Origin of the sequence: Aeromonas sp. R2-1, from assembly GCF_040908425.1 — a bacterium.
GTDB lineage: Bacteria > Pseudomonadota > Gammaproteobacteria > Enterobacterales > Aeromonadaceae > Aeromonas > Aeromonas caviae.
On the sequence record NZ_JBFODR010000042.1, the window covers coordinates 72452 to 86275 of the forward strand.

General features: G+C 62.5%; 11 protein-coding genes. 6 read left to right on the forward strand and 5 right to left on the reverse strand.

All coding sequences use genetic code 11. From position 1 onward, the window contains the following. Positions 1-268: 268 nt before the first annotated feature. Entirely contained in the window at positions 269-1468 is a 1200-nt protein-coding gene (gltS, locus tag AB5Y80_RS15565; protein WP_041215692.1) for a sodium/glutamate symporter, read from the reverse strand. 489 nt (positions 1469-1957) lie between these two features. Between gltS and ansA the strand changes: the two genes are divergently transcribed. Beyond that, positions 1958-2965 (forward strand): asparaginase, encoded by a 1008-nt coding sequence (gene ansA, locus AB5Y80_RS15570; RefSeq protein ID WP_010675424.1) that lies wholly within the window; start codon positions 1958-1960, stop codon positions 2963-2965. 242 nt (positions 2966-3207) lie between these two features. Here the strand turns inward: ansA and AB5Y80_RS15575 are convergent, their stop codons facing one another. After that, positions 3208-3501, reverse strand: a complete 294-nt coding sequence (locus AB5Y80_RS15575) for a YeaC family protein (RefSeq protein ID WP_010675423.1) — start codon at positions 3499-3501, stop codon at positions 3208-3210. A 60-nt stretch (positions 3502-3561) separates the two neighbouring features. Then, positions 3562-4995 (reverse strand): glyceraldehyde-3-phosphate dehydrogenase, encoded by a 1434-nt coding sequence (locus AB5Y80_RS15580; protein WP_368173164.1) that lies wholly within the window; start codon positions 4993-4995, stop codon positions 3562-3564. 211 nt (positions 4996-5206) lie between these two features. Between AB5Y80_RS15580 and AB5Y80_RS15585 the strand changes: the two genes are divergently transcribed. Together AB5Y80_RS15585 and AB5Y80_RS15590 are read left to right on the forward strand one after the other, a co-directional pair. Next, positions 5207-6010: a DUF2989 domain-containing protein gene (locus AB5Y80_RS15585; protein ID WP_368173165.1), complete on the forward strand. Its 804-nt coding sequence runs from the start codon at positions 5207-5209 to the stop codon at positions 6008-6010. Next, positions 6007-6564 (forward strand): NUDIX domain-containing protein, encoded by a 558-nt coding sequence (locus AB5Y80_RS15590; protein ID WP_010675420.1) that lies wholly within the window; start codon positions 6007-6009, stop codon positions 6562-6564. Before AB5Y80_RS15585 ends, AB5Y80_RS15590 begins: the two co-directional genes overlap by 4 nt. 62 nt (positions 6565-6626) lie before the next feature. Here AB5Y80_RS15590 and sppA read toward each other — a convergent pair whose 3' ends face one another. Continuing rightward, positions 6627-8471 carry a signal peptide peptidase SppA gene (gene sppA / locus AB5Y80_RS15595; RefSeq protein ID WP_139739626.1) on the reverse strand — a complete coding sequence of 615 codons (1845 nt, stop codon included), beginning with the start codon at positions 8469-8471 and terminating at the stop codon, positions 6627-6629. Between the two features lie 322 nt (positions 8472-8793). Here sppA and AB5Y80_RS15600 point away from each other — a divergent pair, with 322 nt between their 5' ends. The 3 genes from AB5Y80_RS15600 to AB5Y80_RS15610 all read left to right on the forward strand — a co-directional run bounded on the left by AB5Y80_RS15600 (position 8794) and on the right by AB5Y80_RS15610 (position 13106). Beyond that, entirely contained in the window at positions 8794-10821 is a 2028-nt protein-coding gene (locus AB5Y80_RS15600) for an FAD-dependent oxidoreductase (RefSeq protein WP_368173166.1), read from the forward strand. A 107-nt stretch (positions 10822-10928) separates the two neighbouring features. Next, on the forward strand, positions 10929-11477 hold the full coding sequence (locus AB5Y80_RS15605) for an NAD(P)H nitroreductase (RefSeq protein WP_368173167.1): 549 nt from the start codon (positions 10929-10931) through the stop codon (positions 11475-11477). A 549-nt stretch (positions 11478-12026) separates the two neighbouring features. Next, positions 12027-13106, forward strand: coding sequence for a methyl-accepting chemotaxis protein (locus AB5Y80_RS15610; RefSeq protein ID WP_048207046.1), 1080 nt, complete (start codon positions 12027-12029; stop codon positions 13104-13106). 20 nt (positions 13107-13126) lie between these two features. Here AB5Y80_RS15610 and AB5Y80_RS15615 read toward each other — a convergent pair whose 3' ends face one another. Next, positions 13127-13675, reverse strand: a complete 549-nt coding sequence (locus AB5Y80_RS15615; RefSeq protein ID WP_301481655.1) for a sugar O-acetyltransferase — start codon at positions 13673-13675, stop codon at positions 13127-13129. Positions 13676-13824: the final 149 nt, after the last annotated feature.

The following is a 13824-nucleotide window of genomic DNA, read 5'->3' on the forward strand; positions in this document are numbered from 1 at the left end:
ATCTGAACCAGCAGGTGTCGACCTTTATTTTGTAAGGAAGGTCAGGCCACAATTTGAACCAGCAGGTATCGACCATCCTCCTGTAAGTTCTGACACGCGGCGATCAAGGCCGCCATGATAAAGCCCCGCACTCTGCCGAGTGCGGGGCTTTTTGTTTAGGTGTTTCCCAGCGGGCACCCATGAAGGATGGGATTCAGTGCTCCTGGCGAGCAGAAATGACAGAGCCCACCGCAAGGTGGGCTCTGTCATACGGGGCCTGCGTCCGGGATCACAGGAAGGGCAGGGCCAGGAACAGCTTGATCACCACGGCGTTGATGATGTCGATGAAGAAGGCACCGACCATGGGCACCACCAGGAAGGCCAGGTGGGAGGGGCCAAAGCGCTGGGTGATGGCCTGCATGTTGGCAATGGCAGTGGGGGTGGCGCCGAGGCCGAAGCCGCAGTGACCCGCCGCCAGCACGGCCGCATCATAGTTGCGCCCCATGACCCGGAAGGTGACGAAGATGGCGTAGAGCGCCATCGCTACCGTCTGTACGGCCAGCAGGATGAAGATGGGCAGGGCCAGGCTTGCCAGCTCCCACAGCTTGAGGCTCATCAGCGCCATGGCGAGGAAGAGCGACAGGCTGACGTTGCCGAGCAGGGAGACCTCACGGTCGCTCACTTCGTGCCAGTTGAGCAGGGTGAGCAGGTTGCGCAGTAGCACGCCGACGAACAGCACGCAGACGAAGATCGGCAACTCGAAGACGCCGCCCTTGAGGTAGAGGGCCAGCATTTCGCCCCCTTTCAGGCTGATGGCGATGAGTGCCAGGGTCTCGATCAGGCTGAAGGTGGTGAGCGGGCGCTCCATGTCCGGCATCTCGAAGCCCTGGGGGGCGCCGTCACGGTTGTGCTCCTCACCGGGCACCTGCACTTTCTTCACCAGATAACGGGCCACCGGGCCGCCGATGAGGCCCCCCAGCACCAGGCCGAAGGTGGCACAGGCAATCGCCAGCTCGGCGGCGGATTGCACGCCGTATTTCTCGGTGAAGATGGAGCCCCAGGCCGCCCCGGTGCCGTGGCCGCCGGAGAGGGTGATGGAGCCGGCCAGCAGCCCCATGTGGGGATCCAGCCCCAGCAGGGTGGCCAGACCCACCCCCAGGGTGTTCTGCACCAGCAGCAGGCCGGTGACCACCAGCAGGAAGGTGGCCACCGCCTTGCCGCCGCGCTTGAGGCTGCCCAGATCGGCGGAGAGGCCGATGGAGGCGAAGAAGGTCAGCATCAGGGCCGTCTGCAGGCTGGTATCAAATTGCAGTTCGATCTGCAGGGTGGAACGCAGCACCAGCAGCACCAGGGCAACCACCAGGCCACCGGCCACGGGTTTGGGGATGTTGAAAGTGCGCAGGGGTCCTATCTTGTTGACCAGCAGGCGGCCAAGCAGCAGCACCAGGGTCGCGGCGACCAGGGTGGCGTAGGCATCAAGTTGTAGCATTCAGTGCTCCCATGTTGATCGGCTGTGTCTTTGGCGAGAAAGACTCACGGATCCAGCCGGGATGAAACAGAGTGGCGAACGCGCCAGTGACAGAGGGGCCGCAGCCCCGTCCCTCTGCAAAAGAGGGGGTCGACACGAGCCCGTGTTCGTCGGGCGTCCAGATGAGATTTGTGAAAAATCCGCCGGATACTAGCAAAAAACACCAAGTACATCCACATATGTCACATTAATGATTAAAACATGGTGTTAACATGGCATTTAAAACTGCCTCGCCGAGTGTGCTCCGGATCGCAACAATGCTGCTGCGGCTGTCATTTGCAGCGGCACTCTTTATAATTCGCCCGGTTCCGCCCCCACGGGAGGACACAGACCCTCAAGAGGTCTGCGGATGACCGATATTGAGCCCGCCCGCACCATCTGAAGGACGGGGGCTGTATCGGTTGAGCCCTGTTTGATTTGCCGGTTTCCAGTCCAGAGAGAGGAGAGGGTGTGAAGAAGTCCATCTACATTGCCTACACAGGCGGCACCATAGGGATGCAGCGTTCCGACCACGGTTATGTACCGATGGCGGGCTTCATGGAGGACTGTCTGGCACGGATGCCCGAGTTCCATCGACCGGAAATGCCCGATTACCATATTCACGAATATGCCCCCCTCATCGACTCTTCCGACATGACGCCAGCAGACTGGCAGCGCATCGCCGAGGATATCAAGGGCAACTACGACAAGTACGACGGTTTCGTCATTCTGCACGGCACCGACACCATGTCGTTCACCGCGTCTGCGCTCTCCTTCATGCTCGAAGATCTGCACAAGCCGGTCATCATCACCGGCTCCCAGATCCCCCTGGCCGAGCTGCGCTCGGACGGTCAGCAGAACCTGCTCAACGCCCTCTATATCGCGGCCAACTACCCGATCCACGAGGTGACGCTCTTCTTCAACAACCAGCTCTATCGCGGCAACCGCAGCAAGAAGGTGCATGCCGACGGCTTCCACGCCTTCGACTCGCCCAACTACCCGCCCCTGCTCAATGCCGGTATCGCCATCTCCCTGGAGGCAGGTGAGCTGGGCGTGCCGTGCGATCGCCCCCTGGTGCTGCACGACATCACCCCCCAGCCCATCGGGGTGGTGACCCTCTACCCGGGGATATCGGCGGAGGTGATAGCGAACATCCTGCAACAGCCGGTGCGTGCGCTGATCCTGCTCTCCTTCGGGGTGGGCAATGCGCCCCAGAACCCGGCCATGCTGGCGCTGCTCTCAGAGGCATCTGCCCGGGGCGTCATCATCGTCAACCTGAGCCAGTGCCTGCACGGCAAGGTCAACATGGGGGGTTATGCCACCGGCAACGCCCTCTCCCGTGCGGGAGTCATCTCGGGCTTTGACATGACCGCCGAGGCGGCGCTCACCAAGCTGCACTTCCTGCTGAGCCAGGATCTGCCGGCGCCGCGCATCCGCGAGCTGATGCAGCAGTCCCTGCGGGGTGAACTGACCCCCTGACTTTCCCTCCCACCCTAACCCTCTCCCAGCGGGAGAGGGGATAGATCGAGGTGGCGAGGTTTGCCATGAAGATCGCCGGCAGGTGGCACGCTGACTGCTCGCAGGTGCGTGCCAGCTCCCTTCTCCCCTGGTGGGAGAAGGGCCGGGGATGAGTCATCCTGCATAGAGAGGAAAAAAAGAGGGGAGCCATAATGGCTCCCCTCTTTCATTTCGTTACCGCGATAGGTGACGTGCGGCCTGCCTCAGTGGCTAAGGTCGACCCGCACTATCTCTTCCTCGTCGCGATACTGACGCTTGAGCTCGCTCTTGCTCTTCATCACGATCTCGCCGTCACGGCCGATGTTCATGTGCTCGGGGTTCTCAAGGTGCATCGCCTGCCAGGCCATCACGGCCTGCAGGGAGGTGGCCTTCTGCTCCTCGGTGAGGGGCTTGCCATCCGGCCATTTGCCGAGCTCGACCGCAGTCTTGAGTCGTTCGTACACCTCTTTGGGCATCTGCGCTATCGCTTGTTGAAACGTCACTTGCTGAGACGACATCCGGCCTCTCCTTGAAAATTGAGCCATGAACACGGGTTCAGGCGGGCAGATCCTGTCGGACTATACCGGTAGATCCTGGCGGACTACGCCAGCCATCTGCTCCATCACCCGGACTACCTGACAACTGTACCCGAACTCGTTGTCATACCACACGTAGAGCACGCAGTGATCCCCCTCGGCGATGGTGGCCTGGGAGTCGACGATGCCCGCAAAACGGGAGCCCACCATGTCGGAGGAGACCAGCTCGGTGCTGGCACTGAAGTCGATCTGGCGATGCAGGGCCGAGCTCAGTGCCATCTGCTGCAGATAGGCGTTGAGGCTCTCCCGATCGGTGGTCTGCTCCAGCGACAGGTTGATGATGGCCAGGGACACGTTGGGTGTGGGCACCCGGATGGCGTTGCCGGTCAACTTGCCCTTGAGCTCCGGCAGCGCCTTGGCCACCGCCTTGGCGGCGCCGGTGCTGGTCATCACCATGTTGAGGGCTGCGCTGCGACCGCGGCGCTCGCCCTTGTGATAGTTGTCGATGAGGTTCTGATCGTTGGTATAGGAGTGGACCGTCTCCACGTGGCCGTGGCGGATGCCGTACTTGTCCTGCATCACCTTGAGCACCGGGGTGATGGCGTTGGTGGTGCAGGAGGCGGCGGAGACTATCTTGTCATCCGGACCTATCACCTCGTGGTTGACCCCGAACACCACGTTCTTCATCTCCCCCTTGCCGGGGGCGGTCAGCAGCACCCGGGCGGCGCCGCGGGCCTTGAGGTGCTCGGACAGGCCCGCCTCGTCACGCCAGACGCCGGTGTTGTCGACGATCAGCGCATTGTCGATGCCGTAGGCGGTGTAGTCGATGTCGGCCGGGCTGTTGGCGTAGATCACCTGGATGAAGGTGCCATTGGCGATGATGGCGCTGCGATCACTATCCACTTCGATGGAGCCATTGAAGGGGCCGTGCACCGAATCGCGGCGCAGCAGACTGGCACGCTTCTCCAGATCCCCGTCGCGACCGCCGCGCACCACGATGGCGCGCAGGCGCAGGGAGTTGGCGGCGCCGGTGCGCTCGATGAGCAGACGGGCCAGCAGGCGGCCGATGCGGCCGAAGCCGTAGAGCACCACGTCGGTCGGGGCGGGCACGGCACTGCGGTTCAGGGCTGGTGCCAGCTTGGCACGCAGATAGTCCTCGATGCCGGCTTCATCCTGGTGATCCTGCCAGTAGCCCACGGCCAGTTTGCCGAGATCGACTTCGGCGGCGGTGGGGTTCAGGGCGACGATGGCGCGCAGGAGAGGGAAGCTTTGCTGGATGGGCAGCGGGGTGCCCTGGTGGCGGCGAACGACCCGGTGGGCCTTGAGGATATCGATGGTGGAGGCGTTTTGCAGCGGGCGTCCGTAGAGGGTGATCTCTATCCCTTGCTGTCGGTAGAGGCGACCTATCAAGGGTTGCATGGCTTCGGCGAGCTCCTGGCTCTCCTGCCACGTCTGCAAGTAGTGCTCGTGGGTCATTAACCAGATCCTTTTATTTCACGTTGTTGAAGCAAGTTGCCTAGGCAAATTGAAATTCGTCGAAGGCAGATCAGTGTAGGGCTGATGGTTTCGTTATATTATTCTGCAATCGCGGCCTTATACGGCGCGCGCATTGTAATGGATATGTAGCCTGTTTGCTAGTTGGCGGTGGCCGGTGCGGGTTGCGATTGTTATCAACCAGATGTGAACCATGACCCTATTCTCACAGCGTCCGTTACTGCTTTCCCTCGCTTGTTGCCTGACGTTGACGGCCTGCGACGACGACAGGATCCACAACATCTGCTCCCAATATCCCGCCCTGTGCGCGGACCTGGTGGACGACGGCTGGTGTCGCTATGAGCGCAGCGACGTCATTCGCGGTCGTTACTATCTCCAGGAAGAGGGGACGGACAGGCGCAAGTACGAGCTGATGCGCGGCCTGGAGCGTTATCTGCAGTGCGCCGAGCACTCCACCAACATCGAGTACAAGCGGGCCAGGGAGCAGAAGAGCCCCAGAGTGGAAGGGATGCTGGCCGCCGGCCGTCAACTGGAGCAACTGGATGCGCAGACCCGGGGTTCCCAGGATCCCTACCTGCTGCTCTGGCACTGGACCAACAACACCAGTCCCGAGGCCCGCGCCAGCTTCCTCGCGCAGGAGGGGACGCCGAGCCTCGAGGAGCCCGAGCTGCAACTGGCGCTCGGCGGCATCTATGCCAAGAGCGAGCCCGAGAAGGCCATCAGGCTGATGCACCATGCGCTCTCCCTCTATCGGGAGGGGGACAAGGTCAACAGCCGGATCCTCACCGCCCTCAGCACCCTCTACATGGGGCAGAAGCGATTTGATCAGGCCTATCTGTGGGGCAAGGTGAGCGAGTCATTCCAGGAGAGCCCCGAGGTCTCCGCCACCCGGCTCGGCATTTACCATGCCATCGGCAAGGAGGAGCAGGAGACGCTGGACGACCAGGCGGCCACCATCGTCGACGCACTCAGGCAGGGGAGCTACCGCACACCATGAATCCGACCCTGACAGAGGTCCGGGAGTGGGCCCATCCCTTCGATATCCGCCTCGTCCACGGCCAGATCCGCGGCGAGGACAGGGTGCTTGAACGGGCCACGGTGAGGGCCGTGGTGATGCGTGGTGATCGACTGCTGCTGGTGCACTCCCGCGTCAACGGGGATCTCATGTTCCCCGGTGGCGGCATCGAGCACGGGGAGGCGCACGATGCGGCCTTGGCCCGGGAGCTGCGGGAAGAGTGTGGCGCCGAGCTGGTGGCCGTGGGCCCCCTGCTGGGAGAGACCCGGGAGTATCGTGCCGCGCGCGAGCCGGATTACGATGCCTACTGCATCCGATCGTCCTATTACCTCTGCCGGGTCGGGGAGGACTGGAGTGCGCCGCGCCCCCAGCCCTACGAGATCCGCCTCGGCTTCACGCCGGGCTGGTTCCCCCTGGCCGAGGCCCTGCAGACCAACAAGACCCAGCTGGCGGGTCCCTGTCCCCAGTGGACGGCGCGAGAGACCCGGGTGCTGGCAGAGTTGCACCGCTGGCAAGCGTCCGGCTTGCTGACCTGACAAGGCCGCTTGCCCCATAAAAAAACCGCCTGTCGGCGGTTTTTTTATGGCTGTCCCCGGCGTCAGGGGAGACAGACCGGGCAGAAGGCGTAGGTGCCCTGGGGATCGTTGAAGCGGGTCAGCGGGTCCAGACCGCGGTTCATCTCCAGCAGCGCCTTGCCAAGCCCGGTGGGCAGCCAGCTTTGCAGGTGCGGGGCCAGCGCCTGGGCGCTGCTGTCAAACAGCTCGCGCAGGAACTTGTCCCTGGCCGACTCTTCCGGTGCGATGGGGGTGACCTGCCAGCTCTTGAGGTTGGCGAGATCGGCGGCCGCCTTGAGGGCGTCATCCAGATTGCCGAACTCGTCCACCAGCCCCAGTGCCTTGGCATCCTGCCCGGTCCAGACCCGGCCTTCGGCGGCTTTTTCCGCCTCTTCCGGGCTAAGGCCCCGGCCCTTGCCCACCAGGCCGACAAAGCGCTGATAGGTGTCTTCCACGCTCAGTTGAATGGCTTCACCCACGTGATCCGGCAGGGCACGGGTCAGCCCGACCCCCACGAAGTCGGTGGTGCCGACGCCGTCGGTGTGTACCCCGTACTGGGAGAGCGCCTTGTCGATGGTGGCGAACATGCCGAACACCCCGATGGAACCGGTGAGGGTGGTGGGGGAGGCGAAGATCTTGTCCGCATCGGCGGAGATCCAGTAGCCACCGGAGGCGGCGTAGCTGCCCATGGAGATGACCACCGGCTTGCCCGCCTGTTTCAGGGCCAGCAATTCGGCGCGGATCTGCTCGGCGGCGAAGGCGCTGCCGCCGGGGCTGTCCACTCGCAGCACCACGGCTTTCACCTGATCGTCACGGCGGGCCTCGGCCAGCAGATCGGCAAGGCTGTCGCCGCCGATGGTGCCGGCAGGCTGGACGCCATCCATGATGGCGCCGCTGGCGGTGATGAGGCCTACCTCATCCTTGCCGCTCTGGGGGTACTGTTCCGGGATGGCGGCCAGATACTCTTTCAAGCCCACGCCCTTCCAGCCGTGGTCATCGGCCTCGCCCACTTCCTTGATCACCGCCTGGGTCATTTCGTCGCGGGTGGCGAGTTGATCCACCAGACCGTTGTCGAGGGCGTAGCTGGCCGCATTGCCACCGGCCTTGCGCAGCAGTTCGAGGAAGTGATCCTTGTTCGGTGCCACGGCATCAGGTTCGATCTCCCGCTGCTCCGCCACGTCGGCCACATAGGATTGCCACAGCTGATCCAGCCAGCGCTGGTTCGCCTCCTTGCTCTCGGGGGACATCTCGTCCCGGGTGTAGGGCTCGACGAAGGACTTGTAGGTGCCGACCTTGAAGACGTGCGGGGTGATATTGAGCTTCTCCAGTGCCGACTTGAAATAGGTCTGGTAGACACCCAGCCCCTCGATCAGCACGGCACCACTCTGGTTGAGCAGCACGTGGTCGGCGTGGGCAGCGAGCAGATAGGCCCCCTGGCTGTAGTAGTCCGCCATGGCGATGACCGGCTTGCCGCTCTCCTTGAAGGCGTCGATGGCGGCCGTCACCTCCTGCAGTTTGGAGAGGCTGGCCCCTTGCAGACCCTGGGGCTTGATCACCAGCGCCTTGATGCGATCGTCATTCCCCGCGCTCTTGATGGCCCACAGCAGATCGGAGAGGACGATTTCGCTTGGCTGCTCGTCCCCCTTGTCCATCTGCCTGAGCAGTTGCACCGTGGGATCGGTCTGGGTGCGCTGTTCTACCAGCACACCGGAGAGATTGAGGGTGAGCGCCCCTTCGATGGGGGTGCTTGGGGTCTCGCTCTGGCTGACGCTGAAGACAATGACCAGCACGACGAGAAGAAACAGCAGGTTGACCAGCATCAAGCGGGTAAAGTTGAGCAGGCGCCAGAGGCTGCGAAAGAGCCATCCCAGACCTTTGAAAATAGACATAGCTGCGTTGTCGCCCTGTTAATGGGTTGAGAGCAGCCATTATTAACCAGTTGCGCAGCCAATTGCCATTTCCCCTTGAGTCGACTGCCTCCCCGCCACTTCGGAACACGGCTGTTCGCTGAAAAAATGTCCAAACATTTGTTTGAAAAAGAGTTTTCGATTCTTTACTCTAGCTCCCGTTTGATAACAAAAAATTAACTGAAAGGCCCGATGAGCCGGCCCCATCTCCACCCACCCCCTTCTTTTTACTGCCCGTCACCCGAGGCAGCCAGGAAGGCTGGAGCATGACCCCGTGCACATCGACCTCGACAAGGAGTGCATCATGAGCCGTTATCCCACGCTGCTGACCCCCCTCGATCTGGGTTTTACCCAGTTGCGCAACCGCGTACTGATGGGGTCCATGCACACCGGGCTCGAGGAGGAAAAGGGGGGCTTTGACAAGCTGGCCGCCTTCTATGGTGAGCGGGCCCGTGGCGGGGTCGGTCTCATCGTGACCGGCGGCATCGCCCCCAATTTGCGGGGGCGGCTGGTGCCCCACGGCTCCCAGCTGAGCTTTCCCTGGCAGGTAGCCAAACACCGCAAGGTGACCGAGGCAGTGCACCAGGAAGGGGGCAAGATAGCGCTGCAGATCCTTCATGCGGGCCGCTACGCCTACCATCCGTTCAGCCTGGCGCCGAGCGCCCTCAAGGCTCCCATCTCCCCGTTCAAGCCGCGGGCCATGAGCGAGCGGCAGATCCGCGGCACCATTCGCGACTTCGCCGCCACTGCGGCGCTGGCCAAGGCGGCCGGTTATGACGGGGTCGAGGTGATGGGGTCGGAAGGCTATCTCATCAACCAGTTCATCTGCGAACGCACCAACAAGCGCACCGATGGCTGGGGCGGCAGCAGCGAAAACCGCATGCGCTTCCCGGTGGAGATTGTCCGCGCCATGCGGGAGCGGGTGGGCACGGATTTCATCATCATCTTCCGCCTCTCCATGCTGGATCTGGTGGAGCAGGGCTCCTCCCTTGAGGAAGTGATCGCCCTTGGCCGGGCACTGGAGCAGGTGGGGGTCACCCTCATCAACACCGGTATCGGCTGGCACGAGGCGCGCATTCCCACCATCGCCACCAGCGTGCCGCGCGGTGCCTTCAGCTGGGTGACCGCCGAGCTGAAAAAGCACCTCAAGGTGCCCCTCATCACCACTAACCGCATCAACACCCCCGAGGTGGCGGAGCGCATCCTGGCGGGGGGGGAGGCGGACATGGTCTCCATGGCGCGCCCCTTCCTGGCGGACCCCGAGTTCGTCATCAAGGCGGCTGAAGACAGGGCGGACGAGATCAACACCTGCATCGCCTGCAACCAGGCCTGCCTCGACCACGTGTTCAAGCAAAAGCGTGCCTCCTGCCTGGTCAATCCCCGCGCCTGTTTCGAGACCGAGTTGACGTTTGGCCGGGTGCCCCAGCCCAAGAAGCTGGCGGTGGTGGGGGCGGGTCCTGCGGGGCTGGCGTTTGCCTGCTACGCCGCCGAGCGGGGCCATCAGGTGAGCCTGTTCGATCAGGCGAGCGAAATCGGCGGCCAGTTCAACTTTGCCAAGCAGATCCCGGGCAAGGAGGAGTTTCACGAGACCCTGCGCTACTTCGCCAAACGGCTGGAGAAGTGCGGCGTCGAGCTCTATCTTGGCCAGCGCCAGAGTGCCGAGAGCCTGCTGGGCGGCGGTTTTGACGAGGTGATCCTCGCCACCGGCATCCGCCCGCGCACTCCCAACATTCCGGGTATCGAGCACCCCAAGGTGATGAGCTACCTCGATGTCTTGCGTGATCATAAGCCGGTGGGTGAGAAGGTGGCGGTGATCGGCGCCGGCGGCATCGGCTTTGACGTGGCCGAATACCTGGTGGAGAAGAGAGGATCGCCGGATGCCGCAAGTCATCGCGATCACTGGCTCAAGGAGTGGGGCATCGACAAGCAGCTCGGCGAGCGCGGCGGCCTGACTACCCCCGAAATCGATGCCCCCGAGCGCCAGATCTGGTTGCTCCAGCGCAAGGAGAGCAAGGTGGGCGACGGCCTTGGCAAGACCACCGGCTGGATCCATCGCACCGTGCTCAAGAATCGCAAGGTGCAGATGCTCTCCGGCGTCCAGTACCTGCGTATCGACGATGCCGGGCTTCACATCCAGGTGGGCGACCAGCAGCAGTGCCTGCCGGTGGATCAGGTGATCATCTGTGCCGGACAGGAGCCCCTCAAGGAGTTGCAGGCCGGTCTGCAGGCCGCTGGCAAGCCGGTGCACATCATCGGCGGTGCCGACGTGGCCGCCGAGCTGGATGCCAAACGCGCCATCCGGCAAGGGGCGGAGCTGGCTGCCGTCATCTAGCCTCCCGGCCCTTTCGTATCCTGACAAACCCCTGAACCTCAGGGGTTTTCTTCATCTGGTGCTGTGCTAAGGTAGCGCCATCATCGCCTTTGACAAGGAACTGCCCCATGGATGCCCTCCATTTGTTACTCAATCGCCACTCCTGTGGTCGTCTGGCCGAGCCTGCCCCGAGTGGCGAAGTGCTTGAAAATATCCTCAAGGCCGGGCTGCGGGCGCCGGATCACGGCACCCTGACCCCCTGGCAGTTCATCCTGTTTGAAGGGGAGGGGCGTAAGCGTCTGGGGACATTGCTGGCCGATGCCGCCCATGCCCGTGGCGAGGATGCGGACAGTGTCGAGAAGTGCCGCGCCGCGCCACTGCGTGCTCCCCTGGTGATCGCGGTGGCGACCCGTTATCAGGCGCACCCCAAGGTACCGAAACTGGAGCAGGAGCTCTCTGCCGGTTGCGCCCTGATGGCGATGCAGATGGCGGCCCAGGCCCAGGGCTTCAACGGCATCTGGCGCTCCGGCTGGTTCATCTTCGACGAGCAGATCCATGGTGCACTGGGGCTGGCACCGGAGGATCAACTGGTGGGCTTCCTCTACCTTGGCACCCCCATGCTGGAGGCCCGCAAGCTGCGCGAGTTGCCCATCCAGGACTTCGTGCGCAGCTTCTGAAGCACAGAACGCCAAAAGCCCTGATTATTCAGGGCTTTTTTGTTTTCTGACAAAGCCGTCAGGCTGTACTGATAAATGCGCACTTGCCAAGAGGGTAGAAGGGGGTTGGCCGGACATTTTTTGAATTGTGAGAGATTCTTCTCACTCCTGGTTTATTACGCTATGTAAAACGTTTGCGCCACGTTATTATCCCACTGCCAGTTTAGAAGGTGACCCCTTCTAATTTTCTGCGATGAGAGTCGCAATTCCGTAGCACCTTTTTAGAGCCCAACGTCTTGATGACATTGGGCTTCATTTTTTGTAGGGCTGGCACGTCAACGTTCTTTCTCCTCTGCCTCTCCTCTGCCTCTTCTCTACCTCACCCGGCCCCTTTGTGGCGATCTTTTGCACAGTCATTGATGTGGCCTCGATTGGAATCAGGGTCAGGGTCAAATATCCTGCATTTGCAGGTGAAATCCGGCCCGGGATCCGCCAGCATCGGCAGAGACAAGAGAGCCAGAGGCTTCCCTTCGACGTCGACTGTCCGCACCTTTGCCATCCGGAGGCCATATGTGGTTCAACCGCAAGCTTGAAAAAGAGAATCAACAGCTCAGGGAGGCGATGCTTCTCAAAGAGCAGCAGCACCAGCGCGAGCTGGCCGAATTGCGTGCCACCATCGGTGAATACGAGCACATGCAGCGCACCAGCCGGGAACGTGGCGATCTCTTCAATCAGGTGATCTCCTGCCAGAACCAGGGAGGTGAGATGCTGCAGAGCGTGCGGGAAGCGCTGGCTGGCAGTGCCGAGCACCTGATGGCGGAAAAGGGCGCGCTCTGCGAGCTGGATCAGCTCTTTGCCCAGACCCGGGGCGCCATCACCCGTCTCTCCGATCGCGCCCATGCCATCACGGATGAGGCGGCTCGCAGCCTCGCAGCCGTCCATCAGCTCGATGCCAGCACATCCGCCATCAACCAGTTCGTGACCGCCATCCAGGGCATTTCGGATCAGACCAACCTGCTGGCACTCAATGCGGCCATCGAGGCGGCCAGGGCCGGTGAGGCTGGCCGTGGATTCGCCGTGGTCGCCGATGAGGTGCGTCAGCTGGCGAGCAAGGCCCATGAGGCCAGCAGCCAGATCGAGGTGCTGGTCAGACAGATAGTGGCCCAGGCGCAGGAGATCAAGTCCATCATCGATGACAACCAGGCCAGTGCCGCCGAGGTGGCGACCTCCTCCTCCCAGATCGATGTGGTGGTGACCCAGGTGCTGGCACAATCAGGCCGGATGCAGCAGGTGATCCACAGTGCGGCCTCCACCTCCTTCCTCAATACCACCAAGCTGGATCACGCCGTCTGGAAGAACACCATCTATCGGCTCATCGATCAGCAGCATTTTCACGAGCCGGTGAGCGACCACGCTCAGTGTAGGCTGGGTAAATGGTATTTCGAGGGGCAGGGTGCGGAGCTCTTCGCCCACAAGCCGGGCTTTCGTGAACTGGACGGGCCCCACAAGCGGGTCCACGAGAGCGGCAAGGCCGCCCTGCACGCGCGCGAGCAGGGCGATATCAAAGGGATGGTCGAGCAGCTCAAGACCATGGAAAACGCCAGCATGCAGGTGGTGCACTGTATCGACCGCTTGCTGGAAAGCGCCTGAGCGAGCCTCGGGCCTTCCGCTCAACTTTTGACTGGCAGCAGCCGTGCCGGGTTGCCTGCCACCCTGGCACCGGCCGGTACATCTCTTGTCACGACCGAGCCCGCACCCACGACGGCTTCCCGCCCTATGGTGACGCCGGGAAGCAGGATGGCGCCGCCGCCAATCCAGACCCTGTCTTCGATGGTGACCGGCAGCGCCGTCTCAACCCCCTGAATACGCTCATCGGCGTCCAGCGCATGGGCGGCGGTGTAGATCTGCACGTTCGGCCCAATCATCACCTCGGCACCGATGTGAATGGGGGCATTGTCCAGCAGGGTGGCCCCCATGTTGATGTAGCTGCCCTTGCCAAGGTGGATGTGGCGGCCATAGGTGCAGTAGAGGGGCGGGCAGATGAAGGCACCCTGTGCCAGGTCGCCGACGATCTGCTGCAGCAGCGCCAGCTGTTCATCCTCCTCGTCGCTGCGATTGAAGCGGCGGTACAGGCGGGCCGTCTCCCGGCGCAACAGATCCAGCTCTGGCGCCATGCAGTTGTAGGGCTGGCTGGCGATCATCTTCTCGTATTCGGTCATGACTGGGCCTCGATGGGGTGGAGGAAGAGAGGATAAGCCATCGGGAGGCAGAGAAGCGTGAGGCTCTCCCCAGAGTGGGCAGAAGGAGAATGGGCGTCCGGAAATGGCAAGGGCACCCTGGGGTGCCCTTGCCGTTCAGCGACCTAAGT

What these genes read in the sequence shown, in the direction of transcription:
- AB5Y80_RS15610 (WP_048207046.1), top strand. Translation starts at nt 12,027, where the DNA reads ATGTGGTTCAACCGCAAGCTTGAAAAAGAGAATCAACAGCTCAGGGAG.
- AB5Y80_RS15615 (WP_301481655.1), bottom strand. Translation starts at nt 13,675, where the DNA reads ATGACCGAATACGAGAAGATGATCGCCAGCCAGCCCTACAACTGCATG.
- gltS (WP_041215692.1), bottom strand. Translation starts at nt 1,468, where the DNA reads ATGCTACAACTTGATGCCTACGCCACCCTGGTCGCCGCGACCCTGGTG.
- AB5Y80_RS15600 (WP_368173166.1), top strand. Translation starts at nt 8,794, where the DNA reads ATGAGCCGTTATCCCACGCTGCTGACCCCCCTCGATCTGGGTTTTACC.
- AB5Y80_RS15575 (WP_010675423.1), bottom strand. Translation starts at nt 3,501, where the DNA reads ATGTCGTCTCAGCAAGTGACGTTTCAACAAGCGATAGCGCAGATGCCC.
- AB5Y80_RS15605 (WP_368173167.1), top strand. Translation starts at nt 10,929, where the DNA reads ATGGATGCCCTCCATTTGTTACTCAATCGCCACTCCTGTGGTCGTCTG.
- AB5Y80_RS15580 (WP_368173164.1), bottom strand. Translation starts at nt 4,995, where the DNA reads ATGACCCACGAGCACTACTTGCAGACGTGGCAGGAGAGCCAGGAGCTC.
- sppA (WP_139739626.1), bottom strand. Translation starts at nt 8,471, where the DNA reads ATGTCTATTTTCAAAGGTCTGGGATGGCTCTTTCGCAGCCTCTGGCGC.
- AB5Y80_RS15585 (WP_368173165.1), top strand. Translation starts at nt 5,207, where the DNA reads ATGACCCTATTCTCACAGCGTCCGTTACTGCTTTCCCTCGCTTGTTGC.
- AB5Y80_RS15590 (WP_010675420.1), top strand. Translation starts at nt 6,007, where the DNA reads ATGAATCCGACCCTGACAGAGGTCCGGGAGTGGGCCCATCCCTTCGAT.